This is a genomic window from Pseudomonas helleri (assembly GCF_001043025.1).
Taxonomy (GTDB): Bacteria; Pseudomonadota; Gammaproteobacteria; order Pseudomonadales; family Pseudomonadaceae; genus Aquipseudomonas; species Aquipseudomonas helleri.
The window spans coordinates 272345-295994 of record NZ_JYLD01000004.1 but is presented as its reverse complement, the minus strand read 5'-3'; the positions used below and the strand labels follow the sequence as shown (position 1 = coordinate 295994).

The following is a 23650-nucleotide window of genomic DNA, read 5'->3' as shown; positions in this document are numbered from 1 at the left end:
GGCATGAAAGATCAAGCAGTGTTGAGTTGCCGCGACCTGGGCAAGGCCTACGAGGAAGGCCCGGAGTCGGTGGTGGTGTTATCGGGCTTGCAGTTAGAGCTGCACCCGGGTGAGCGCGTGGCGATTGTCGGTACTTCGGGCTCGGGTAAAAGTACTTTGCTGAACCTGCTCGGCGGCCTCGATACCCCGACCACCGGTAGCGTGTGGCTGGCGGGCGAAGAGTTGTCGGCACTGGGCGAAAAGGCCCGTGGCCTGCTGCGTAACCGCTCGCTGGGCTTTGTGTACCAGTTCCACCACTTGCTGCCGGAGTTCACCGCACTTGAGAACGTGTGCATGCCGCTGTTGATCGGCAAAACCCCGATCCCGGAGGCGCGCGAGCGTGCCACAGCGTTGCTGACTCGTGTTGGCCTGGGCCATCGGCTGGAGCACAAGCCCGCCGAGCTGTCCGGTGGTGAACGTCAGCGTGTGGCAATTGCCCGTGCACTGGTGAACAAGCCGGGGCTGGTGATGCTCGACGAGCCCACCGGTAACCTCGACTCGCACACCGCCCAAGGCATTCAGGATTTGATGCTGGAACTCAGCACCTCGATGCGCACCGCGTTCCTGGTGGTGACCCACGACATGAACCTGGCCCGGCAGATGGATCGCGTGTTGCACCTTCAAGAAGGTCGCCTGACCGCGATTTGATCGGCCAAGCCCGACGCTGAATCACGGCGTCGGGCCTTTTATTTTTATACGGTGCCCGCGAATGTTCAGACCGTTATCGATTTTTATCGGCACGCGCTATACCCGCGCCAAGCGCCGCAATCGTTTTGTTTCGTTTATCTCCATGACCTCGATGATCGGCCTCGCCCTGGGCGTGCTGGCGATGATCGTGGTGTTGTCGGTGATGAACGGTTTTCAGCGCGAAATGAGTAACCGCATCCTCGGCATGGTGCCGCACGCAACCATCGTCGGCGTCAAGCCGATTGATGACTGGCGCCCGGTGGCCGACGCGGCGATGAAAAATCCGGAAGTCACGGCGGCTGTGCCGTTTACCGAGATGGACGGCATGTTGTCGTACAAAGGCTCGATGCAACCGATCCAGATCAGCGGTGTGGATCCGGCATTGGAAGGGCAGGTGTCCATCGTCGCCAAGCACATCGTGCAGGGCAAGCTTGAAGACCTTAAGCCGGGCGAGTTCGGTGTTGTACTGGGGGATATCACGGCGCGGCGTTTTCGCTTGAGCGTGGGTGACAAGATCACCTTGATCGTGCCCGAAGCCAGTACCGCGCCTGGCGGGATTACTCCACGCTTGCAGCGTCTGAACGTGGTCGGCATCTTCAAGGTCGGCGCTGAGCTGGATGGTTCGATGGGCCTGGTCAACATGGCCGATGCTGCGACCATCCAGCATTGGCAGCCTAATCAGGTGCAGAGCGTACGCCTTGCTGTTAAAGACTTGTATGCAGCGCCTAAAGTGTCGCAGCAAATTGCTGCCGGGCTGGGCGCGGACTACAAGGCCGATGACTGGACCCATACCCAGGGCAGCCTGTTCAGCGCCATGAAAATGGAAAAAACCATGATCGGCCTGTTGCTGCTGATGATTGTCGCCGTGGCGGCGTTCAACATCATCGCCACCTTGATCATGGTGGTGAACGACAAGGGCGCGGACATCGCGATCTTGCGCACCATCGGCGCGACACCACGTCAGATCATGGCGATTTTCATGGTGCAGGGTACCGTGATCGGCATCGTCGGCACCTTGATCGGCGGTGTACTGGGCGTGATTGCTGCCTTGAACGTCAGCGAATTGGTGGGCTGGATCGAGCGGATTTCCGGACAGCATATTTTCAGCTCGGACGTGTACTTCGTCAGCAACCTGCCGTCAGAGCTGCAAGGTGGCGACGTCGCGTTGATCTGCGGCGCGGGGTTTTTGTTGAGCTTTTTGGCGACGTTGTACCCGGCCTACCGCGCGGCCAAAATCGAGCCTGCACACGCGTTGCGGTATTCCTGATTGTAGGAGCGAGCTTGCCTCGCGATCTTTTAAAGATCAAAAGATCGCGAGACGAGCTCGCTCCTACAGGGTGGGTCAGGTGTTGCGTGGCAACTCAATCACAAACTGTGTCCAGCCTTCCTGCGATTCACACCTGATCTGCCCGCCATGGGCGCGAATGATCGATTGGGTGATGGCCAGCCCCAACCCTGCATGTTCGCTACTGCCTTCGCTGCGCGCCGGGTCGGCCCGGTAAAAACGGTCAAACAAGCGCGGTAACAAATCGGCACTGATTCCGGGGCCGGTGTTGGACAGGCTGATGCGCACAGCAGTCGCCGCTTCGCTGATCACCACCTTGATCGCCCCACCAGTCGGTGTGTAACGCAACGCGTTATCCAGCAGGTTGGAAAGGGCGCGCCTCAACATGCTGCGGTCTCCGGCGATCTGGGCATAGCCTTCGCGGGTCAGTTCGATCTGTGACTCTTCGGCCAGCAGCGCATAAAACTCCAGCAGCGAATCCACCTCATTGGCCAGCTCCAGGGGCTCGCGGCGCGGGGTCAGCAAGCCATGGTCGGCTTTGGCCAGGTACAGCATGTCGTTGACCAACTGGGCCATCCATTGCAGCTCTTCAAGGTTGCTGTGCAGCGCTTCTTTGTAAGCTTCAATGTCTCGCGGCCGGGTCAGGGTGACTTGGGTGTGCGTCAGCACGTTGGACAGCGGCGTGCGCAGTTCATGGGCAATGTCGGCGGAGAACGCCGACAGGCGCTGAAAAGAGTCATCCAGCCGTTCCAGCATGGCGTTGAAGGCGATGGCCAGCTCCGCCAGTTCGGGCGGCATCTGTGCGTGGGGCAGGCGTGCATTCAGCGAGTCTGCTGACACGCTGCCAGCAATCGCGCTCATGCGGCGCAGCGGGCGCAAGCCGCTACGGGCCGCCCAGGCGCCGAGCAGGGCGGTGGCCAGCGCCGAAAGCCCGACCGTCATCCAGATCAAGTGCTGCATGCGTTGCAGAAAGTGCTGGTGATGGGTGATGTCGAGCAATAACGTCAGTTGCGGCGCATCAGGGCTGTCAGTGCGAGGGTTGAGGACCCGGTAATCGGTGCCATTGATCTGCAGGCTGCCCAGCCACGGCTGTGTAGGCAGTTCTAGCGGCAAGCGCGTCGAGCTGTCAAACCATGTGCGCCCGTCCGGGCCGCGCACTCGCACCGCCAGGTCGGGCTGATGGCTGAGGTCTTGCAGCAGTACCGGCAAGCGTTGCTTGAACGTGTCGAGGGAGTCCACGCCATGCAGCGTGCTGCGCAAGACCGCGAGGCGGCTTTCCATCAGTTGTTGATCAAGCTCGACGAAGTGCATCTCGCTGGCGCGGCCAAACAGCACTCCGGCAAACAACGAGACAACCGCCGTGCAGCCGGCAAACAGCAGGGCCAGGCGAGTGCTCAGTGACAGACGCCGCATCAGTGGGCGCGCTCTTCAAGTACGTAACCCATGCCGCGCACGGTATGGATCAGTTTGTGTTCATGGTTGTCGTCGATTTTCAGACGCAGGCGGCGGATCGCCACTTCGATCACGTTGGTGTCGCTGTCGAAGTTCATGTCCCACACTTGCGAGGCGATCAACGATTTGGGCAGCACTTCGCCCTGGCGGCGCAACAGTAATTCCAACAATGAAAACTCTTTGGCGGTCAGGTCGATGCGCTGACCGGCGCGCTCGACGCGGCGGCGGATCAGGTCCAGGCGCAAGTCGGCCAATTGCAGGCTGGTTTCTTGAGTGGTGCTGCTGCCGCGCCGCAACAGGCTGCGCACCCGGGCCAGCAGCTCGGAAAAGGCGAACGGTTTGACCAGATAATCATCGGCCCCCAGCTCCAGGCCATGCACGCGGTCTTCTACGGCATCGCGGGCGGTCAAGAACAGCACGGGAATATCCAGCCCGGCGCTGCGCACCGCTTGCAAGATCTGCCAGCCGTCGCGACCGGGCAGCATTACATCGAGAATCAACAGCGAGTAATCGCCCGTGAGGGCCAAATGCTGGCCGGTGATGCCGTCAGTGGCCAGTTCGGTGGTAAAGCCTGCCTCGCTCAAGCCTTGGCGCAGGTATTGGCCGGTTTTGGCCTGATCTTCGACAATCAGCAGTTTCATGGGCAACTCATCACAAAATTCACCTCAGCCTTATACAGGGCGGATTTGTTCGTAGGGTCAAGCTTACAAAGTTGTAATCTTGCGGTCAGTTGAATGCCAGTCGCGCCGCTTTAAGGTGGTGCAAAGACTGACTGCACGTTTCTGGAGGTAAGTATGACGGTACACAAGCGTTTGTCTCTCGCGGGTTGTTTGCTGGCGCTGAGCTTGCCGGTCATGGCCTCGCCGGGTGAGCACTTTGACTTTGGTCATCCGGCGCCTGCCGTCAGTGCCACGCGCACGGTGGAAGTCGACATGACCGACATCGCCTTTAACCCCAAGACGCTGGATGTAAAAGCCGGCGAGACCGTGCGTTTTGTGCTGGTCAACAAAGGCCAATTGCTGCACGAATTCAACCTGGGGCACGCGGCCATGCACGCGGCGCATCAAAAAGAGATGCTCGACATGCAGCAGAGCGGCATGTTGACGCCCACCGGCATCAATCACGCAGGTATGGACCACTCGGCGATGGGGCATGGCGGGATGAACATGCCGGGCATGAAGCATGATGACCCTAACAGCGTGCTGGTAGAGCCGGGTAAAACGGCCGAACTGACCTGGACCTTTAGCAACACCGACAACCTGGAATTTGCCTGCAATGTGCCCGGGCATTATCAGGCGGGCATGGTGGGGCAGCTGAAAGTTGCACCTTAAATCGGTCTGATCGTCTGCGGGGGCTGAAAGCCTGTAGAATTGCCGGGTTTTTCTAGCCAGGTTTTTGTCATGCATCCCGCAGCCGAACATTCGCCGCTGGGCAAGTCCAGTGAATACATCAGTACCTACACCCCGTCCTTGCTGTTCCCGATCCCGCGTGCGGCGAAATGGGCGGAGCTTGGGCTGAGCGCCGACACGCTGCCTTATGTGGGAGTGGACTTCTGGAACTGCTTCGAACTGTCGTGGCTGTTGCCCTCGGGCAAGCCCGTGGTGGCCATTGGCGAATTCGCCTTTGCTGCCGATTCGCCGAACATCGTTGAGTCCAAATCCTTCAAGCTGTACCTGAACTCGCTGAACCAGACCGTGTTTGCTGACACGCCAACCCTGGAAGCCACCTTGCAGGCGGATTTGTCAGCCGCCTCTGGTAAGCCTGTGCGCGTGCGCGTGCGCAGCTTGAATGACGTTCAAGCAGATGGCGTAGGCGTTTTGCCGGGTGTATGCATTGATGATCTGAACATTACGGTCAGCGATTACGCGCACCCGCGTCCTGAGTTGCTCAAGTGCGACCCGTCGCAGGTTGTGGAGGAGAGCATGTACAGTCACTTGCTCAAGTCCAACTGCCCGGTCACCAGCCAGCCAGACTGGGGCACCGTGGTGGTGGAGTACCGTGGTGCAGCGCTGGATCACGCCAGTTTGCTGGCGTATCTGGTGAGCTTTCGCCAGCACTCAGACTTCCATGAGCAGTGTGTCGAGCGGATTTTTCTCGATTTGCAGCGTTTGCTCAAACCCGAAAAACTGACCGTGTATGCACGCTACGTGCGCCGTGGCGGGCTGGACATCAACCCGTACCGAAGTACCGAAAAGGTTGAATTCAACAACCTGCGGTTGGTTCGTCAGTAAAAACCATTTGATCGTGTAGGAGCGAGCATGTGGGAGCGGGCTTGCTCGCGATTGGGCCGACAAGGTGTATTAGATAGACCGAGTTGTCGGCATCGCGAGCAAGCCCGCTCCCACAGGGTGTAGATCCCAAGTCATGCGGACCAGGTCAGGCCTGGTTCAGTTGCTTGGCCTGACCCAGCACCGCTTCAACATGCCCTGGCACCTTAACGCCGCGCCATTCGTGACGCAGGACGCCGTCCTTGTCGATCAGGAAGGTGCTGCGGTCCACGCCCAGGTATTCCTTGCCGTAGAGCTTTTTCAGCTTGATCACGTCAAACAGCTGGCACAGGGCTTCGTCCTTGTCGCTCAGCAATTCAAACGGAAACGCCTGCTTGGCCTTGAAGTTCTCGTGAGACTTGAGGCTGTCCCGTGATACGCCAAACACTTCGGTATTGGCTGCCTGGAACTCGGCGTAGTGGTCACGAAAGCCCTGGCCTTCAGTGGTGCAGCCCGGCGTGCTGTCTTTGGGGTAGAAGTAAATCACCACCTGTTTGCCTTTGAGAGCCGACAGGCTAACGGTTTTCTCGCCGGTCGCCGGGATCTGGAAGTCGCTTACGGGTTGGTCAAGTGCAACGGCCATGAGGGGTTCCTTCCTTACATCGGGTTCTGTGGGCGCCACGGTTCGATCAGCGCGTCGAGGTTCAGGGCATCGGCGAAATCCAGGAACTGGTCGCGCAGCCAACTGATTTGCACACCGGGCGGCAAGGTCACGGTGAACGTGGCGTTGAGCATGGTGCCGCCGGTTTGCGGGGCCTGATAGGTGTCGCAGGTCAGGTTTTCGAGTTCTACGTTGTGGTCCATGAAGAACTGGCACAGCTCGTTGATGATGTCCGAGCGGTAGGCCGAACTGACATAAGCCACGTACGGCAGTGCTTGCGGGCGAGTCTCAAGTGCCGCGCTGCGCACAACATTGACGTTGAACGCGTGGCGTTTGGCCAGGGAGGGCAGGCCGGCCTCAAGGCGGGCCAGGGCGTCCCAGCTGCCAGAAATTTCCAGTACCAGCGCGCTGCATTCGCCGTGGCGAGTCAGACGAGAGGTCACCACCGCGCAGCGATTTTCATGGCTGGCCCGGCACAGGACGTTAGTCAGCTCCATGGGATTGGCGCCGAGTGCACTGATGACAAGGAATTGTTCGCGGACTGTGGGGGTGGACATGCAGCCTTCCTAAAACGATGAGCGGTCAGTACGGTCGATGACGTGCGAGTCGAAAATCAGGCCCTTTATAAACAGCACAAGCCCGCCAGCAGGCCGTTTCAGGCAATTTGCACACGCGGCAAACTGCGTTCTGTGGCGTGGGGGCAGGGTGTGAAATGCTGACATAAAGGCCCGTAAAACAGACGTTCGCACACATCAGTACCAATCAAAGGATGAAGGGTAGCGAAAAGCAACGCTAAGGGGAATGCTCATGAGGCGCGCTGTTGCTTGTGCAAGGGTCATGGCGCCAGTACCATTACGGCTCTCTTTTTCCGGCAGGAGCGGTTGCATGATTGCGGGCAGTATGGTGGCACTGGTCACACCTATGGATGCACAAGGACGTCTTGATTGGGACGCTCTGAGCAAACTGGTGGACTTTCACCTGCAAGAGGGCACCAACGCCATTGTTGCCGTTGGCACCACAGGTGAATCAGCAACTCTGGATGTGAACGAACACATCGAAGTGATTCGTTACGTCGTCAAACAGGTGGCGGGGCGTATTCCGGTGATTGCCGGCACAGGCGCCAACTCGACACGTGAAGCGATCGAACTGACCTCCAACGCGAAGACCGCGGGCGCAGATGCTTGCCTGCTGGTGACGCCGTATTACAACAAGCCGACCCAAGAAGGCTTGTATCAGCACTTCAAGGCCATCGCCGAAGCGGTTGATATCCCGCAGATCCTTTACAACGTTCCGGGCCGTACGGCGTGCGACATGCTGCCAGAAACCGTGGTGCGCCTGTCGACAGTGAATAACATCATCGGCATCAAGGAAGCCACCGGCGACCTGACCCGCGTGCGCGCCATCCTGGACCATGTAAGCAGCGATTTCCTGGTGTACTCCGGTGATGACGCCACGGCTGTAGAGCTGATGCTGCTCGGCGGCAAAGGCAACATCTCGGTGACCGCCAACGTTGCCCCACGTGACATGAGCGACCTGTGCGCTGCTGCGATGCGTGGCGATGCTGAAACGGCCCGCAAGATTCACGAAAAACTGATGCCGCTCAATAAAACCCTGTTTATCGAATCCAACCCGATCCCCGTGAAGTGGGCGCTGCATGAGATGGGCTTGATGCCGGACGGTATCCGTCTGCCGCTCACCTGGCTCAGCGAAGCCTGTCACGAACCGCTGCGGCAGGCCATGCGCCAGTCCGGCGTCCTGGTTTAATTGAGGAAGCATTACGCATGAAGCGATTGGCCGGACTTTCCGCACTAGCCGTGATTATTTCAAGCACCAGCGGCTGCGGTTGGCTGTGGGGCCCAGATGGGTACTTCCGGGACCGTGGCAGCGACTATTTGCAAGCTCAAGAAACTGCACCGATGAAACTGCCGCCGGGCGTTGTCACTGACAAGCGCCTGGTGCCGTTGTTGCCGATTCCGGCCAACGTGCCGGATGACAACGTCAAGGGCGAGTTTGTCGTGCCACGTCCACAACCTTTGGCGGCGATTACCAGCTCCGGCGACTACAGCCTGCAAAAAACCGGCGACAGCCGTTGGGTGTTGGCGCAGCACGTGCCGTCCGAGGTGTGGTCGGTTGCGATGCAATTCTTCCAGGACAACGGCTTCCGTATCGACGAGCAGCACCCACAAACCGGCGAGTTCACCACCGCTTGGCAGCAGGCTGGCGAATTGTCCTCACCGATTGCCCGTCACGTGACCAGCAGCGGCTTGGCTGCCGACAGCGAAACCCGTCTGCGGGTGCGCATCGAGCCAGGCGTGCAGCGCAACACCAGCGAAATCTACGTGGTCAGCGCCAACCGCCCGGCGGGCAGCACCGCCAATGTTGATTTCACACAGAACTCGGTGAACACCGGTCTGGATGCGGGCCTGGTTGACGAAATGCTGATCAGCATGAGCCGCAGCGCCGAGAAGGGCGGTTCGGTATCGTTGCTGGCAGCCCGTGACTTCGATACTCCGGCGCGTGTCACCCTGAGCGAAGACGGCAGCGGCAACCCTGTTCTGAGCCTCACCGAAGACCTCGACCGTGCCTGGTCCAGCGTCGGTCGTGCACTTGAGCAGGGTGATTGGCGCGTTGAAGACATCAACCGCACATTGGGCCTGTACTACATCAACCTGGCGGAAAAAGCCGAGAAGAAGGACGAGAAACCTGGTTTCTTCTCCGGTCTCTTTGGTGGCAAGCCGAGCAAGGAAGAAGTTGAAGCCCGTGCCCAGCGTTATCAGGTTCGCCTGAGCAAGGTCGGTGACAGCGTACAAGTGACGGTTGAAGAGAACATCAACAAGAGCGCATCGCCAGAAGTGGCGCGCAAAGTGTTGAGCGAGATTCAAGACAACCTGGGCTAATTTTATGCGTTTTGCCGTTCTCGGCAGTGGTAGCCAAGGGAATGGCACGCTGATAGCCAGCGACAGCACCTATGTATTGGTCGATTGCGGTTTCTCGTTGCGAGAAACCGAGCGCCGCCTGGTTCGGTTAGGCGTCAGCCCACACCAACTCAGCGCGATTTTGGTAACCCACGAACATGCCGATCACGTGCATGGCGTGGGTTTGCTGTCTCGGCGCTACAATTTGCCGGTGTATATGAGCCGTGGCACTCAGCGCGGGATGCGCAAACCACTGGAGCCGGCCGGTTTCGTGGCAGACGGTGAGACGCTGCAGATCGGCGCTCTGACCATCAGTGTGACCCGTGTGGCACATGATGCTCAGGAGCCCACCCAATATGTTTTCAGTGATGGTCAGCGGCGTTTTGGCTTGTTGACCGACCTGGGTTCCTATTGCGCGGGCGTGCTGCACAGCTACCGCGATCTGGATGCACTGATGATCGAGGCTAACCATTGCCGCGATCTGCTGGCCCGTGGTCACTACCCCTACTTTCTCAAGCAGCGAGTGGGTGGTCAGGAAGGACATTTGAACAACCATCAGGCCGCAAACCTGGTGGCCGAGTTGGGCTGGAAAGACCTGCAACACCTGGTGCTGGCCCACCTCAGCAGCAAGAACAACCTGCCGCAGCTGGCCCGACAATGTTTCGTCGACACCCTTGGGTGCGACCCGGACTGGCTGCAACTGGCGGATCAAGATTCAGGGCTCGACTGGCGCACAATCGCCTAGCCCACCTACTTAGCATGCGGAGCCCATCATGGAAAAACGTGAAGAACTCTATCGCGGTAAAGCGAAATCGGTTTACAAGACTGACGACGAAAACCGCTTGATCCTGTTGTTTCGCAACGACACCTCAGCATTTGATGGCAAGCGTATCGAGCAGCTCGATCGTAAAGGCATGGTGAACAACAAGTTCAACGCCTTCATCATGCAGAAACTCGAAGCCGCCGGCGTGCCGACGCAATTCGACAAACTGCTGGGCGACAACGAATGCCTGGTTAAAAAGCTCGACATGATCCCGGTTGAATGCGTTGTGCGTAACTACGCCGCAGGCAGCCTGGTCAAGCGTCTGGGTGTTGAAGAGGGCATGAAGCTCAACCCTTACACCTTCGAACTGTTCCTCAAGGACGACGCCAAGGGCGACCCGTTCATCAACGAATCCCACGTAGTGGCATTCGGTTGGGGCACAGCCGAGCAACTGGTTCGCATGAAAGAACTGTCGCTCAAAGTTAACGACGTGCTGAACAAACTGTTCGACGACGCTGGCTTGCTGCTGGTCGACTTCAAACTTGAATTCGGCGTATTCCACGACGGCACCATCGTCCTGGGCGACGAATTCAGCCCGGACGGTTGCCGTCTGTGGGACAAAGCCACTGGCAAGAAAATGGACAAAGACCGTTTCCGTCAGGGCCTGGGCGACGTTATCGAAGCCTACGAAGAAGTTGCAAACCGTCTCGGCGTCCCGCTTTAAGCTGTAAAAGCGCGCAAGCAACTGATAGCACGCGATTTTTTTGAAAAAAGGCTTTGCCTGAAATCAAAAGCGTTGTTATGATGCGCGCCGTTGGAGAGATGCCAGAGTGGCCGAATGGGACGGATTCGAAATCCGTTGTACTGGCGACAGTACCTAGGGTTCGAATCCCTATCTCTCCGCCATTATTGAATACGACTAAGCCCCTGAAATGGTTGAACATTTCAGGGGCTTTTTCGTTTCTGGGATTTTGTTTAGGGCATTTTTAGGGCAGGAAATGTCTTTCTAGGGCCGCTTCAGGCGGCTTTGTGCTCGTGTTCAATTGCGCAAGCGCACCTTCCTCGATGGCGACTTGATATGATTGTGCTTCCAGGGTCGAGAAGTTTGGTGCGGGCTTATGCGTATCGTTCGATGGCCAAATTTGCAGTATTAAGTCGAATGACGGGAGGTGGCGGTGCCGATATTATTTATTGTTGCCCTAGTGCTTGCGTGGCCTACTTTTGGCTTGTCTCTACTCTGTTGGGTGGTGTGCTATTTCTTATTCGGAAGAAAAACTACTAAGGCAAATATTCCGGAAAAGGATCTCGCGAGTATTGAAGCTGTTTTTCGACAAGAGTACGCCGTTTTTTTTAAGACTTTAGATGTCCCATATTTGCAAGGGCACACGATAACTCATGTGGAAGCTGAGCGATGCGGTCGGCATATTAAAAACTATATAGCTGGTAATCCCTCGGAAGCCCGTTTGTTTTTTGAAGGGCTAGCGAAGTGGGGTACAAAAGGCGGTGAGGTATATAGCAGTCCGGTGACGGCAGCAGGTGAAGAGTTAAAATATAATGTAAAAGAAAATGTTCATGGAGTGTCTTATCGGGCTATCGAGGCTTTGATGACAAACAACCCTGGCTTGGGATGTTTTAAATCTGTTAATTTGCCGATGATTTCACAGTACGTTGATGCTATGGAAATAGGCGCTGCACCAGCGCAGGCTATTAGAACTAGTTTTATCTTTCGAGACGAACCGGTCGACGCTGCTGCTCATTTCACATCTGCAGAAAATATTTATGATGCTGACGATCTCCGTCATGATTCTAATTTTAATGCGATCCTTCTATATCGCAAGGCTGCTGAGCTTGGGCACGTGGAAGCACAATTTAGATTGGGCTCTATTTATTTAGATAAGTCAGATCTTAAGAATGCTTTGAAGTGGCTACTAAATGCCGCTGAGAAAGGGCATGTAGGGGCACATTGCCGATTGGGTAATTTATTCTCTCGCAAACGAGATGCTGAGTCTCTAATTTGGTACTGTAAGGCCGCTGAATTAGGCAGTGTTGATGCAATGATTAGTCTCGGCCATTTGTATGAGGTCGGGCATGTAGTGCCTAAGGATTTGTCCAAGGCCGCAGCATGGCGTCTAAGAGCTGCTGAACTTGGGGATGTAGAGACTCAGCTAAGGTTGGCTAGGATGTATAACAAGGGGGCAGGGGTCGAGCAAGATAAGCTGAAAGCGGATTTTTGGCTAGATTTGGTGTTCTCAACATATCTTCGCTTAGCAAAGGAGGGAAGTGCAGAGGCTCAGTATATGTTGGGATGCTTGTATATGGATGGTGAGGGCGTGCCTGAAAATCCAGTAGAAGCTGAGTACTGGATTAAAAAAGCAGCCCTTCAAGACCATTTCAATGCGAAGGAAGCGGTAATGATGTACGGATTCGATGATTTATAGTTTCTTTATTTTTTTTGAATTATGCTGCGAAAATTAATCATCGCTCTTGGTATCCTTCGGTATCCACCTCCCGTAATGCTTTCGCACCTTCGTTGTGTCCGCGTGACCGAGTTGCCTGGCCACCCATTCCACAGGGACATAGCTCGACAGCATCTGGCTGGCAAAGGTGTGGCGACATTGGTTGGCGCCTCGGTGTCGAACCTCTGCTTTTTTCAGATGGGCGGTAAACCAGTTGCTTAACGTCTTACCACTCCAGAGCAAGCCACTGTTGGAGCTGCGGAATAGGAGCCGGACTTTCATCTTCTTTGACGTGATGTTGTCGCGCTGGATAACCGTAATCTCTTCGGCTATCGCTTCCTTGGCCGCGGCAAAAATCTCCCGCATCAGTTCGAGCGCAGGGTCTATCAACTCGACGACTCTGACCCTGGAGCGTTCTTTGGTAAGCGCTCCATGAACCCCACATTTTAAAGGTGGGAATCTATGGCTATCGTGGAGTTTGCAGCGTGCAGTTCCACGGCAGCAAGGCCTCGAAGTCTTCTACGCTCGAGGCATGTGGCAGGCGCTCAAGTGCGTGGCGCAGCCACGCATAGGGCTCTTGGCCGGTAAGGGAGCGGTGAACACACCTACCGACCTCCCAAATTAAGGGCGATGGTGTCCGTCTATTTTTAAGCGGACGCGATAGCCCTTAAATGCGCCAACGAAGCTCTTACCCCAAGTCGTTTAAAGCCCAGGTTGTCCAGGAATGCCTGCAACCCGGCGCCTCCATTTCCAGCGTGGCCATCAGTCACGGCATCAATGCCAACGTGATCCGTAAGTGGCTGCCACTTTTTCGAGATCAACCACCCACAACCCTGCCGGCGTTTGTTCCGGTAAAGGTCGCCCCGAAAAGACAGGCCGAGTCATCGGTAATCATCGAGCTGCCATTTGGTGAGCAAATCATCACGGTGAAATGGCCGTCTTCCGATCCCGAAGGATGTGTCCGTTTTGTCCGTGGACTTGCTTCGTGATCCGCATCGACGCAATCTGGCTGGCCACCGAGCCGATGGATATGCGCTCCGGCACGGAGAAAGCCCTCGCACGAGTCGTGTCTGTCTTCGGTGCGGCGCAGCCGCACTGTGCTTATCTCTTTGCCAATCGCCGAGGCAATCGCATGAAGGTGTTAGTGCATGACGGCCTGGGCGTTTGGCTGGCGGCACGCCGTCTACACCAAGGAAAATTCTCCTGGCCGAGTAATCGGCATGGCGATCAAATGGAGTTAAGTCCCGAGCAGTTACAGGCTCTGGTGGTCGGCCTTCCCTGGCAATGGCTTGGGTCTGACGGAGCCATCCGTAACCATTAAGAGAAATGGATGACATACATCGATCAGCAGATCGGGCAGAGTCATCGCCATGATTCCTACTCCTCGTCTCGATCAGCTCGACACTGAACAACTGCGCAGCCTCGCTGCGCAGTTGCTCACACGCGTTGAGCATCTAGATACGCAGCTGGCGAGCCTCGACAAAGAGGTTCTTCATCAGAAGACCCGTAACCAGCAACTCATTCACGAAATAGCCCAGCTCAAACGCCACCGCTTCGCCAAACGCTCCGAGTCGTTTAATCCGGATCAGGCCAGCTTGCTCGACGACCTGATTGAGACCGACCTGGCCGCCATCGAAGCAGAGCTTGAAATCCTGGCACCAAAACCTGCGCAATTAGTAGCCCGCCAGCAACCCAAGCGCACTGCGTTGCCTGCCGAGTTTCCGCGCACGCTGATTCATCACGAACCTGAAAACACCCAGTGCCAATGCGGCTGCGCCCTCAAGCGCATCGGCGAAGACGTCAGCGAAAAGCTCGACTACACGCCAGGCGTGTTCAGCGTTGAACGGCATATTCGTGGCAAATGGGTCTGTGACAACTGCGAAACCTTGATTCAAGAGCCGGTGCCGGCGCAGGTCATCGACAAATGCATCCCGACGGCCGGGCTGTTGGCCCAAGTGATGATCGCGAAATACGCCGATCATTTGCCGTTGTTCCGCCAGGAGCAAATCTTCGGACGGGCCGGTCTCGCGATTCCTCGTTCAACGCTGGCCAGTTGGGTCGGCGTTTGCGGCGTGCAATTGCAGCCACTGGTCGATGCCCTGCGCGAGGTCGTGCTTGAGCACAACGTGGTGCATGTCGATGAAACGCCGGTGCAGATGCTCGCGCCGGGCGAGAAGAAAACTCATCGAGCTTATGTTTGGGGCTATGCCACGACGGCGTTCGCAGGGATCAGTGCAGTGGTGTACGACTTCAGCCCCGGTCGCTCGGGCGAATATGCCCGTAACTTTCTTGGCGACTGGAAAGGCAAGTTGGTCTGTGACGACTACAGCGGTTACAAAGCCAGTTTTGCACTTGGCGTCACCGAAATCGGCTGCATGACCCACGCTCGCCGCAAGTTTTACGACCTGCACGTCACCAATAAAAGCGTGCTGGCTGAGCAGGCGTTGCGGTACATCGCGGCTTTATATGAAGTTGAACGCGAAGTTCGCGATTTGGAACCGGATGTCCGGCGACGAATACGTCAGGAAAAAGCAGCGCCCCTGATGGACGCGTTTCATGCCTGGATGATCGCCCAGCGCGAGCTTGTGCATGAAGGTTTGGGGATTACCAAGGCGCTGAATTACAGCCTAAAACGATGGGCTGCGTTGAGCCGTTATCTGAACGACGGCACGGTGCCGATAGACAACAACCATATCGAACAGCAAATTCGACCTTGGGCTCTTGGAAGAAAAAACTGGCTGTTCGCCGGTTCACTACGCAGTGGCCAACGCGCTGCCGCGCTAATGAGTTTGATCCAGTCAGCCAAACTCAACGGCCACGATACGTATGCTTATCTAAAAGACGTTCTTACTCGCCTGCCGACGCAGCGGGCGAGTGAGATTGGGGAGTTGTTGCCGCATCGATGGCAACCGGCTTAGTTACGCAAGACGGGATGCCTGACCGCTCACCTTGGCCGTTGGCTTTAGCCGTCTCGACCAAACTGTAAAGCTGAGCGCTGGCCATCGCGCCTTTGGGTGTGTCGCTGAACAGCCAGTTCTTACGTCCGATAACGAAGGGCCTGATCGCACGCTCTGCCGCATTGTTGTCGATCGGCAAGTAACCGGCTTCGGTGTAGCGCATCAGCTTGATCCAGTTGCTAGCCAAGTAGCTGATGGCTTTGCCCAGTGCATTTTGCGCCGTCACTTGTGGCTGGGTTTTCTCCAGCCATGTTTGCAACTGCGCCAACACCGGCAGGCTGTTTTGCTGTCGGCATTCGTGACGATGTTCATCGCCGACTTCTTTTAAATCTCGCTCGATACCGTACAGCTTGTTAATCAGATTCAGGGCGACATCGGCACGCCCGGTTTTGCCTTTCGGCTGCACCTTTTGCGCCTCGACAAACTTGCGTCGCGCATGAGCCCAACAGCCTAAACGTTCGACACCGGATTGCGCGCCCAAGGCGTTATAACCAGCGTAATCATCGGTCATCAGGTAGCCGCGATAACCTTCGAGCAGGCGCGACGGAACTTCCTGCGCCCGGCTGGTCGAGTAGTCAAAAAGGATCACAGGCTGATTCGGCGGCCCGCCGGTTTGCACCCACATCCAGGATTGGCTGCTCGGTTCTCGATCAGGTTCTTTCAGCACTTGCACACGCGTTTCGTCGCAGTGGATGACGCGACTTTCCAGCAGTCGATCCCGCATCAAGTTGAGCAAGGGTTGCAGGTGTTCGCCGCACTGGATAACCCAGCGCGCCAAGGTTTGCCGTGGAATATTGACGCCGTGGCGACCGAGTACTTTTTCGAAGCGATGCAGTGGCAGGCCATCGACGTATTTGGTCGTCAGCAACATCGCCAAAACGCTGGGGCTGGCCATGCTCTTTTCGATCAGCTGCGCTGGCTTGTCGGCCGTGACCACCGCGGTTTCACATCCACGGCAGGCGTAGACCTTGCGCACATGTCTGATCACGCGGATTTGCATCGGCACGATCTCGAGCTGCTCACTGATTTCCTCGCCAATGCTGTGTTTACGGCAACCGCAGGCGCAGGTCAGTTCGTGATCGGGCAGTTCGTGAATGACTTCGATGCGCGGAAGATCGGCGGGCAGAGGCTTGCGTTTGCCCCGTCGCTTGGTCGGAGCGACGACCTCATCTTCAACCGTTTCGTCGACAGATTCGGCCACGCTTTCAGCTTCGTTGAACAAGGCCATTTGCGGAGTCGTGGGATCGGCGGTCTGCTCTGACTTTCGCCCGAAAAGACGCTGACGCAACCAACAGCGCGTTATCCTCTTCAAGATGAACGATCTTGCCATTATCCGACTCGCGCTCACTGAGCATTTGCTCAAGCAGTTGCTTGAGCAAAACAGGGTCGTCAGGAAGGTCTTTGGGCATGGAAATCATGCCCTGGATTATACCGAATCAGGCGACGAATCGAGGCGTTAAAACTTGATGCGGACGGTTGCGCCACAAATCAAAACCGTCCAATAACCAGTTGAGTTCTTGAACCGTCAGCACGAATGTGGGGTTTATGGAGCGCTTACGAACGCTCTGTGATTAGCCGTGGCGCACTTCGTTTAATAACTCAGGGTGGTGATCAAGCAGCTTCAACAGCTTGACCAAGGCCAGAGGCGGTTTGGTTTTACCGTTTTCATAGCGGGAAAATGCGTTTACACCGCCTCCGAAAATCTCGGCGGCTTCGCGTTGATCGAGGTCCAGCTTTTTACGCACAGTGGTAATAAAGGCTGGATCAACAATCGAGGCATTGACTTGCTTGTTGAAGGCCAGCATTGCGCCGCTGACACGACTCGATTGGCTGGCATCCAGCACTGCTTCACCGCAAGCCGGGCAGAACTCGCCAGTCACTTGCGGGATCAGTGTGGTTTCGCTCTTGTAGGTATAAGGCAGATCTCGGGTGTCATGCACCAGTTCTGCCGCACCGCAAGATGGACATTTCATGTTCATAACTCCTTGAAAGACACGATGAGTACATCATCAATGATCGTGAGTTTCAGATAGGCCTCGCCAGCGTGAGTTTTACGCCGGTATACGTCTTGCCAGATTTTGTGATCGGCATGCGTGGTCATGCTTTTATAGAAATCAGTGGGGGCTAATGCCAGAACCACACTGACGATGCCGTCAAAGTCAAAGCCCAGGGCTGAACCGCCAATCAGTGCTGACTGGGTAGAGCGAACCTTTCCTGCTTCAATCGAGGCTTTGACGGTGTGCAGCTTGCAGTGCGGGTCTTTTTCGCCAGGGCTGAAACTAACCTACTTGGTTTTATTTGGCAAATAGGTTAATGACGTCAACTCTGCATTCGTCAATGTTTTTTGATTTTTTTGGCTGCGTATTGTTCTGCTGATCCGGCTCTATCACCCGACGGATCAGCAGATTCGACACGCTGCCCTTAACCCCTTTCAGCCTCTACCTGCATACCTGCCGGCTCTGCCACCAGGTTATTGCTCACATTGCGCCCCAGCACCAGCACGGTGACAAAGCCACAGCCGACCAGTGCGGTGGCGAGGCTGAATAGCATTGCGCTGCCCATTTGGTCGACGATCTGGCCGCCGAAGAATGAGCCCAGGGCGATAATTACCTGGAACAAGGCGATGAACAGCGGCATGCCGCGTTCGACGTCTTTGGGGGCGACGACGAACATCCAGATGCTGGCGCACGTCGGGAAGGCGCCGAAGGCAAAGCCCCAGAGTGCGATGAGTATGAGGGCACCGGTCATGTGGGTGGCGAAAAGGGGGAACAGGGCGGTGCTGGCGCCGATCATCAGTGCCACCAGTAGCAGGGTGTAGCGCACGCTGCGGTTGGCCGCGAAGCCGGCAAAAAAGTTACCCAGAACCCCGGCCGCGCCGTAGAGCAACAACAGGGAACCAATGGTCGGTCCATCGAAGCCCGAGCTGTTTTTAAAGAACGGCGCAACGTAGGTGTATGCCGCAAAGTGGGCCAGGCCGATGAGCAATACGGCGATCAGGCCAACCCGGGATTTCGGGTTGATAAACAAGGCAGGCAGGTCGCTGACCAAAATGGCTTTTTCCGGATTGAGACGCGGCAACAGAAAAATCTGCGCCAGAAGTACCGGCAAGCCCAGCAGCGCGGTGATCAGGAACGTCATGCGCCAACCCATCAGGCCGCTCAGCCAAGTGCCCACGGGCACACCCAGCACGGTGGCCAGCGTCACCCCGAACATGATGATTGAGGTTGCCTGGGCGACGCTCACGCCTTTGGGGGCCAGCCTGCCGCTGAGGCCGATTGCGGTCGCCCAGAAGCCGCCGATGCTGATACCCAGCAATGCACGGCCTAACAGCAGCACATTAAAGTCGCTGGCGACGGCTACTACCGAGTTGGCGACGATCATCAACAGGGTCAAGCCGATTAACAGATAGCGGCGGTCCATGGCGCCGATACCGACAGACAGTAAAGGGGCGGCGAGCGCCGCCATGATGCCGGGTAAGGTTACCATCAGCCCTGCGTGGCCTGCGCTGATGCCAAGGTCGGTGGCGACGTCGTTGAGCACGCCCACCGGGAGAAATTCGCTGGTCACTAAGGCAAAGGCGCCTACGGAAACCGACAGAATCGCCATCCACTGCTGTTTGACGCTTTGCTGATTATGTTCGGGTAGGCCGCTGGAGGCCTGGCTTGCGCTTGGCATGGAGTGGGGTTCCAGGAGGGATATCGCCTGAAGGAGGCGAGGAGGGGAATTGGGAGGCGATTATAAGAAGCCATTTCGGCAAGCGGGCAGGCGGTCGTTTCGATAGTGATCATCAGTGTAATTAATGCGATGACCCGGTTGCTTTCGCGAGGTAGAACAGTGGCTTACAGAGCGACGGATGTTTGCAAGTGTGACAAATCTCTCAGGGTTGATGCGTCAATCGCTTGACGAAATCTTTTTGACTGTCATTTTTCTGAACATGAACAGTAAATGCAGTTTGCACATTAGGGAATGAGAGCTATTATCCGGGTGTCTTTGTGCCATGACCCGGTGGCGCCATGATCAAGCTGTCCATGAAAAACTCGATGTGCCCTCTCGGTGTTGTATGGAGTGGCCATTTGCTGATTTTTTTTGCAATCGTTTCGAGCTCTCGAGAAAATTTCGAGCGGGGTGAAATTTCATAGACGGCTCGTCGTTTGTGGGTCGCGTACCGTACGGCGAGATCTTCGGGTAAATTGCCAACATACATAAGTGACAAGTCAACGTTGCAGGAGGTGAGGGCAAGCAGTTTGCTAAATGCATCGCGGCCTTCCATAGGGCTATACGTTCTATTACTGATAACTCTGAATTTTCTGATTTTGTATTGGTTATTTAGCGTATAGATAAGCGCGTGTGCATTCAGGATCGAGGCGGGCTCATTACAGATGACCACCAATACTTCGTGAGCGGCACGTGTGAAGTTCAGGACAGAATCATTGGCCCCGGAGGCAGTGTCTACAACCAGTACATCCACTTCAGTCTGGATCTCGTTGAACGCGTTTATAATCCCGACGTGATGAGCGGTTAGAAGACCGCGCGTCGTTTTTGAGTAGGGGGTGCCGAGTATCAAGTTGATGCCTCGGGGGCCAGTGTGCAATATTTCGGTTAATGTGCAGTTGCCTTCAATCAAGTTTGAAAGTGTTCTCTGCGGCCTGATATTCAGCAGTGTATCGATGCAGGGCAGTTCCAGATTGCCGTCCAGTAATGCGACCCTCTGCCCTAAGGTGGCCAGGGCAATGGATAGATTGATGGCCAGTGTGCTTTTGCCGGTGCCTCCTTTGCCGCCGGTAATGGCAATGACCTGAACCGAATGTTTTTTTTTCATGAAGATAACGCCGTCCTTAGCGAGTTGCGCAAGTGTAAACTTGCCGGGTTATAATTTTATTCTTATTTTGTAGTGACTATGTTTGTCTCTGAAAGCACCCGTGTCCCCCGTGAGTAAAAAGCGCGTGGCTCTTAATGCGGCGGTACTTCGGGAACAGTGCAATGAGCGTATTTTTTTATAAGCCCACCACCATCCGCGTTTTTTTCTATGATTGTCCATGGGGTTGATACTTCTTGGGTTTTTTAGAGACTTGCTGTGTGATTTCATTCTCCCATGCGCATGGTTTAATCATAAGTGTCCCCTGAGGCTAATAGTATGTCCTGAAGCGCAACAGCATTGACTCAGTCCTGTGGCAGGATTAATTCTATAGGGTCTGTTGTGCACGTTATTTTATGTCTGAAATTAGAAGGCACTCGTTCGTGCTCTTGTTTGTTCCGTGGATGAATGAATGTATAGAATTCGAAAATCATATGTTTACTTGCTCTGTCGAGCGTTGGGGACTGTCTATAAGTCCAGTGAAACATTTCATGATTATGTCGATGACACGGAATTTGTTGAAATCCAGTCGGTGTATGAGTGGTTGGCCAATCTTGCTGTAACTTCTTGCGATCCGGATCTGGGGCTAAGGGCCTACAGGAACATGCACCCCGCCATGCTGGGGGCGTTGGGGTATGCAGTCATGTCATGTGCGACATTGGGGGGAGCTCTTGAACGCCTGGTAAATTACTATCCCTTGATCAGCAGTGGTTCATTGTTAAAGCTGGAATTACATGACCATATCGTAAAAATTGTCAGTATTGAAGTGACCAAAAAAGTGCCCCGCGTCTTTATAGACGCTGGCTTCTCAATTTTACTGGCACTGATCAGGTGGCTGGTTCCACATTATTATGTGGTGCCGTTGGGGGTTGAATTAGTCTATGCCCCTCCCGGCGAAAGAGCGGGGCTGGAAGAGGTGTTTGGGCGGAATTTAAAGTTTTCAGCAGGTCATAATGTATTGGTTTTTCCCAGAGAAATTTGCAATTACCCGCTGATTACAGCATCGCCAAAGTTAGACCGTCTACACGCTGATTTTCTTAGAGTTCAACTGGAATCATCGCCCACCGGTTTCGCATCGTCGAAGATAAGAAGAGCCGTTGCACAAAGTTTAGCGCTGGGGGTTACCCCGACATTGGATTCAATTGCGGACGCACTCAAAGTTAGCAAAAGAACCCTGCAGTACTCTTTAAGGAATGAGGGGCTCAGCTTTTCCATGGTGTACAACGATGTCAGGCAAGCCTTGGCGCATGATTACTTGCGGCACTCGGTATACAGTATTAAGTATATTTCTGCTACATTGGGCTTTAGTGATCAGAGTAGTTTCTATAAAGCCTCTTTGAGGTGGTTTGGGATGACGCCTCAGAACTACAGGGATTTGTCTTGAATCTTTAGTGGTGATACCCAGGAATTTAGTTTTTAGCTTTTATTTCTATTTATTTATTGTCATAAAAAATACATATTTTGTTTTTGGCGATTTATGGGTGTGCGTGATTTTGCTTTTCCTGTCAGCTATTTAGCAGCTTTGAAATGATCATCGCTCTAAGCGTGGATGACAGTTAGTAATCGATATATTTTTCAAAAAAATGTTTTGCGTTATGGCTTTGGCAGGGGTGTTCCAGACGTGTCGGTGACAATCAGAAACGCGAAATGGGAGGCCATCCATAGCCTTTTAATGTCTCGATTTTTTCATAGAAGCATGGCGAAAAGGCAGACGAATTATATCGGTGTTCATTCAACTTACGTCGGGCTTGCTCACTGCCAATAATAAAAAAGGCGGGCGTCTAAGTGCATCTGTTAATGATGAGCGCTCTTTTAGTGCATGCGGCAAAGGCGTGGGTTCGCCCAGATGATCCAGGCGAAAACCCGCGGCTATCAGTGTGTTGACGTAAGTTTGCAGAGTTCGGTGAAACTTGGTCACGTTCTCTACAAACCAACGGCTTTGGCGTTCTGTTTCATAGTGGTAATTGTCCAGTGGCCAATGCAGGCGTTCGCCCTCAGAGCTGAGGACCCAGCCGCTGGGCTGCGCCGTACACAGCGGGTGTTCGACTGAAAAAACGAATTGGCCACCGGGGACAAGGCTTGCGTACACGCGTTTGACCACCGCTGCATAATCATCGACGTAGTGCAGCGCCAGCGATGACACCACCAGATCAAAAGCTTGAGCCTGGGGTGTGAAACTTTCAATCGGGTGATGGACATACACAATCTTGTCGTCATGGGTGAGGTGCCGGGCCTCAGACAACATCTTTTGTGAAATATCGACAGCAGTGACCGCCTGGGCGCCTTGGCTGCGGGCATAGCGTGCGAAGTCACCAAACCCCGCACCCAAATCCAGCACCTTAAGCCCCTGCAATTTGGGTAACAGCGCATGAAATGCCGGTATCTCAAGCACACCGTTCAGCCCCGAATCCTTCTGGCGCAGGTTCTTGTAGCCTTCAAAAAATACCGGATCGTCGTACACGTTCTGAGGCCGGGGTGAGGTCGTGTCACTCATCTACAAACTCCTGTGGAGGGGGCGCCTGAAGGGTTGAAGTTGAGCAAACGTCCAGCAAAAAACACGCCATTAATGTTTACCAGGCTTGTCGGGCATTACCTTCTCTGAAGGTGTCTGGCTGCAAGCAGCGCTTCTGCTGTGCTGCTGTTGGCGCAGCACTGGGGAAGGTCGTCAGAGGTTGTGTTGATCAGCCAGCCAGCGCATTGAGTACGTGCACCGGGTCATTATGGATGGCTTTTAACAGGGCTTTGGCGGGGCCGGTGGGCTCTCTACGGCCTTGTTCCCAGTTACGTAAGGTGCCGAGTTGAACGTCAATCAGCGCTGCAAATTTGGCTTGCGTCAGACCTGTTGCTTTACGGATCTCTTTTACTTGCAGTGCGTCAACGTGAAACTCACGGGACGGACGACGTTCGCCTCGGACAATTTCGTCCATTTGCTGCACGCTCTCCATTAGCTCATCAAAAAATTTGCTCATGGTTATCTCCAGTGTTCAATGACGGCTTTGAGTGCTCTGCGCTCATCGGCTGTCAGATCTTGTTGTTCATTTTTCGGGTAGATCATCAGTAGTGCGATTTGCGAGGCCGAGACGAAGTGATAGTAAATCACGCGTGCACCGCCCCGTTTTCCATGGCCTTTGGCCGCGATCCGGATTTTTCTGATACCACCCGTGTCTTCCATTACGTCACCTGCAGAAGGATTCAGTACGAGCACCCTTTGCAAAGCGATATAAGCATCCTCATTCATTAACTCTTTAGCTCTGCGGGTAAAAATCGGGGTTTCAATGAAGATCATTGCTAATGTACGCCAGTGGCTTACTGTTGGGCAATTCTAAGCTGGGCCGTACTCCTTAACATCTGATCAGTTGTTACTGCATTTAAA

At 55.1% G+C, this 23650-nt stretch carries 24 protein-coding genes, 1 tRNA gene and 3 pseudogenes; 14 read left to right on the top strand and 14 right to left on the bottom strand.

What is annotated here, in order from left to right; translation table 11 throughout:
- The first annotated feature begins 3 nt into the window (after positions 1–3).
- Both lolD and TU84_RS08990 read left to right on the top strand, forming a co-directional pair.
- On the top strand, positions 4–687 hold the full coding sequence (gene lolD, locus TU84_RS08995) for a lipoprotein-releasing ABC transporter ATP-binding protein LolD (RefSeq protein ID WP_162207681.1): 684 nt from the start codon (positions 4–6) through the stop codon (positions 685–687).
- Positions 688–748: 61 nt separating this feature from the next.
- On the top strand, positions 749–1993 hold the full coding sequence (locus tag TU84_RS08990; protein WP_048368695.1) for a lipoprotein-releasing ABC transporter permease subunit: 1245 nt from the start codon (positions 749–751) through the stop codon (positions 1991–1993).
- Between the two features lie 75 nt (positions 1994–2068).
- On the opposite strand, the gene TU84_RS08985 is transcribed toward TU84_RS08990, so the two are convergent.
- Complete coding sequence (locus TU84_RS08985; RefSeq protein ID WP_048368694.1) at positions 2069–3424, bottom strand: heavy metal sensor histidine kinase; 1356 nt, start codon at positions 3422–3424, stop codon at positions 2069–2071.
- Complete coding sequence (locus tag TU84_RS08980) at positions 3424–4104, bottom strand: heavy metal response regulator transcription factor (protein WP_048368693.1); 681 nt, start codon at positions 4102–4104, stop codon at positions 3424–3426. Before TU84_RS08980 ends, TU84_RS08985 begins: the two co-directional genes overlap by 1 nt.
- Positions 4105–4257: 153 nt before the next feature.
- Between TU84_RS08980 and copI the strand changes: the two genes are divergently transcribed.
- Both copI and queF read left to right on the top strand, forming a co-directional pair.
- Positions 4258–4794 (top strand): copper-resistant cuproprotein CopI, encoded by a 537-nt coding sequence (copI, locus tag TU84_RS08975; protein WP_048368692.1) that lies wholly within the window; start codon positions 4258–4260, stop codon positions 4792–4794.
- A gap of 69 nt (positions 4795–4863) precedes the next feature.
- Positions 4864–5694 carry an NADPH-dependent 7-cyano-7-deazaguanine reductase QueF gene (gene queF, locus TU84_RS08970; RefSeq protein WP_048368691.1) on the top strand — a complete coding sequence of 277 codons (831 nt, stop codon included), beginning with the start codon at positions 4864–4866 and terminating at the stop codon, positions 5692–5694.
- A 145-nt stretch (positions 5695–5839) separates the two neighbouring features.
- Here the strand turns inward: queF and TU84_RS08965 are convergent, their stop codons facing one another.
- Positions 5840–6313, bottom strand: a complete 474-nt coding sequence (locus TU84_RS08965; protein ID WP_048368690.1) for a peroxiredoxin — start codon at positions 6311–6313, stop codon at positions 5840–5842.
- Positions 6314–6327: 14 nt separating this feature from the next.
- Positions 6328–6888, bottom strand: a complete 561-nt coding sequence (locus TU84_RS08960) for a glycine cleavage system transcriptional repressor (RefSeq protein WP_048368689.1) — start codon at positions 6886–6888, stop codon at positions 6328–6330.
- 328 nt (positions 6889–7216) lie between these two features.
- Here TU84_RS08960 and dapA point away from each other — a divergent pair, with 328 nt between their 5' ends.
- The 6 genes from dapA (at position 7217) to TU84_RS25225 (ending at position 12447) form a co-directional block, all read left to right on the top strand.
- Positions 7217–8095: a 4-hydroxy-tetrahydrodipicolinate synthase gene (dapA, locus tag TU84_RS08955; protein ID WP_048368688.1), complete on the top strand. Its 879-nt coding sequence runs from the start codon at positions 7217–7219 to the stop codon at positions 8093–8095.
- A gap of 17 nt (positions 8096–8112) precedes the next feature.
- The gene (gene bamC / locus TU84_RS08950) at positions 8113–9228 is read left to right on the top strand and encodes an outer membrane protein assembly factor BamC (RefSeq protein WP_048368687.1); all 1116 of its coding nucleotides are present in this window, start codon (positions 8113–8115) and stop codon (positions 9226–9228) included.
- 4 nt (positions 9229–9232) lie between these two features.
- Positions 9233–9991, top strand: coding sequence for an MBL fold metallo-hydrolase (locus TU84_RS08945; RefSeq protein ID WP_048368686.1), 759 nt, complete (start codon positions 9233–9235; stop codon positions 9989–9991).
- Between the two features lie 28 nt (positions 9992–10019).
- Complete coding sequence (gene purC / locus TU84_RS08940) at positions 10020–10733, top strand: phosphoribosylaminoimidazolesuccinocarboxamide synthase (protein WP_048368685.1); 714 nt, start codon at positions 10020–10022, stop codon at positions 10731–10733.
- Between the two features lie 92 nt (positions 10734–10825).
- Positions 10826–10915, top strand: a tRNA-Ser gene (locus TU84_RS08935).
- Between the two features lie 269 nt (positions 10916–11184).
- Positions 11185–12447 carry a tetratricopeptide repeat protein gene (locus tag TU84_RS25225; RefSeq protein ID WP_053225206.1) on the top strand — a complete coding sequence of 421 codons (1263 nt, stop codon included), beginning with the start codon at positions 11185–11187 and terminating at the stop codon, positions 12445–12447.
- A 33-nt stretch (positions 12448–12480) separates the two neighbouring features.
- On the opposite strand, the pseudogene TU84_RS08925 reads toward TU84_RS25225, so the two are convergent.
- A pseudogene (locus tag TU84_RS08925) lies at positions 12481–12858 on the bottom strand (tyrosine-type recombinase/integrase); the annotation flags it as partial.
- Between the two features lie 73 nt (positions 12859–12931).
- Positions 12932–13054: pseudogene (locus TU84_RS26580) on the bottom strand (transposase domain-containing protein); the annotation flags it as partial.
- Positions 13055–13136: 82 nt separating this feature from the next.
- Between TU84_RS26580 and tnpA the strand changes: the two are divergent.
- The 3 genes from tnpA to tnpC (TU84_RS08910) are packed head-to-tail and all read left to right on the top strand — an operon-like array spanning position 13137 to position 15383.
- Positions 13137–13454: an IS66-like element accessory protein TnpA gene (gene tnpA / locus TU84_RS08920; protein ID WP_048368684.1), complete on the top strand. Its 318-nt coding sequence runs from the start codon at positions 13137–13139 to the stop codon at positions 13452–13454.
- A complete protein-coding gene (gene tnpB / locus TU84_RS08915) occupies positions 13451–13786 on the top strand; it encodes an IS66 family insertion sequence element accessory protein TnpB (protein WP_048368683.1) in 336 nt (111 codons plus the stop codon). Before tnpA ends, tnpB begins: the two co-directional genes overlap by 4 nt.
- Before the next feature lie 49 nt (positions 13787–13835).
- Positions 13836–15383 carry an IS66 family transposase gene (tnpC, locus tag TU84_RS08910; RefSeq protein WP_048368682.1) on the top strand — a complete coding sequence of 516 codons (1548 nt, stop codon included), beginning with the start codon at positions 13836–13838 and terminating at the stop codon, positions 15381–15383.
- A 31-nt stretch (positions 15384–15414) separates the two neighbouring features.
- Here the strand turns inward: tnpC (TU84_RS08910) and tnpC (TU84_RS08905) are convergent.
- From tnpC (TU84_RS08905) to TU84_RS08885, 5 genes and pseudogenes are all read right to left on the bottom strand, one after another.
- A pseudogene (gene tnpC, locus TU84_RS08905) lies at positions 15415–16840 on the bottom strand (IS66 family transposase); the annotation flags it as partial.
- A 153-nt stretch (positions 16841–16993) separates the two neighbouring features.
- Positions 16994–17395: a type II toxin-antitoxin system MqsA family antitoxin gene (locus TU84_RS08900; protein WP_048368681.1), complete on the bottom strand. Its 402-nt coding sequence runs from the start codon at positions 17393–17395 to the stop codon at positions 16994–16996.
- 2 nt (positions 17396–17397) lie between these two features.
- A complete protein-coding gene (locus tag TU84_RS08895) occupies positions 17398–17667 on the bottom strand; it encodes a type II toxin-antitoxin system MqsR family toxin (protein WP_048368680.1) in 270 nt (89 codons plus the stop codon).
- A gap of 176 nt (positions 17668–17843) precedes the next feature.
- Positions 17844–19097 carry an MFS transporter gene (locus TU84_RS08890; RefSeq protein WP_048368679.1) on the bottom strand — a complete coding sequence of 418 codons (1254 nt, stop codon included), beginning with the start codon at positions 19095–19097 and terminating at the stop codon, positions 17844–17846.
- A gap of 301 nt (positions 19098–19398) precedes the next feature.
- Complete coding sequence (locus TU84_RS08885; RefSeq protein WP_048368678.1) at positions 19399–20241, bottom strand: MinD/ParA family ATP-binding protein; 843 nt, start codon at positions 20239–20241, stop codon at positions 19399–19401.
- A gap of 448 nt (positions 20242–20689) precedes the next feature.
- On the opposite strand from TU84_RS08885, the gene TU84_RS08880 reads away from it, so the two are divergent.
- Positions 20690–21661 carry an AraC family transcriptional regulator gene (locus TU84_RS08880; protein ID WP_053225205.1) on the top strand — a complete coding sequence of 324 codons (972 nt, stop codon included), beginning with the start codon at positions 20690–20692 and terminating at the stop codon, positions 21659–21661.
- A 348-nt stretch (positions 21662–22009) separates the two neighbouring features.
- Here TU84_RS08880 and TU84_RS08875 read toward each other — a convergent pair whose 3' ends face one another.
- The 3 genes from TU84_RS08875 to TU84_RS08865 form a co-directional block, all read right to left on the bottom strand.
- Positions 22010–22738, bottom strand: coding sequence for a class I SAM-dependent methyltransferase (locus tag TU84_RS08875; protein WP_206541191.1), 729 nt, complete (start codon positions 22736–22738; stop codon positions 22010–22012).
- A 220-nt stretch (positions 22739–22958) separates the two neighbouring features.
- Complete coding sequence (nadS, locus tag TU84_RS08870; RefSeq protein ID WP_046031301.1) at positions 22959–23246, bottom strand: NadS family protein; 288 nt, start codon at positions 23244–23246, stop codon at positions 22959–22961.
- A 2-nt stretch (positions 23247–23248) separates the two neighbouring features.
- Complete coding sequence (locus TU84_RS08865; protein ID WP_048368676.1) at positions 23249–23563, bottom strand: type II toxin-antitoxin system RelE/ParE family toxin; 315 nt, start codon at positions 23561–23563, stop codon at positions 23249–23251.
- Positions 23564–23650: the final 87 nt, after the last annotated feature.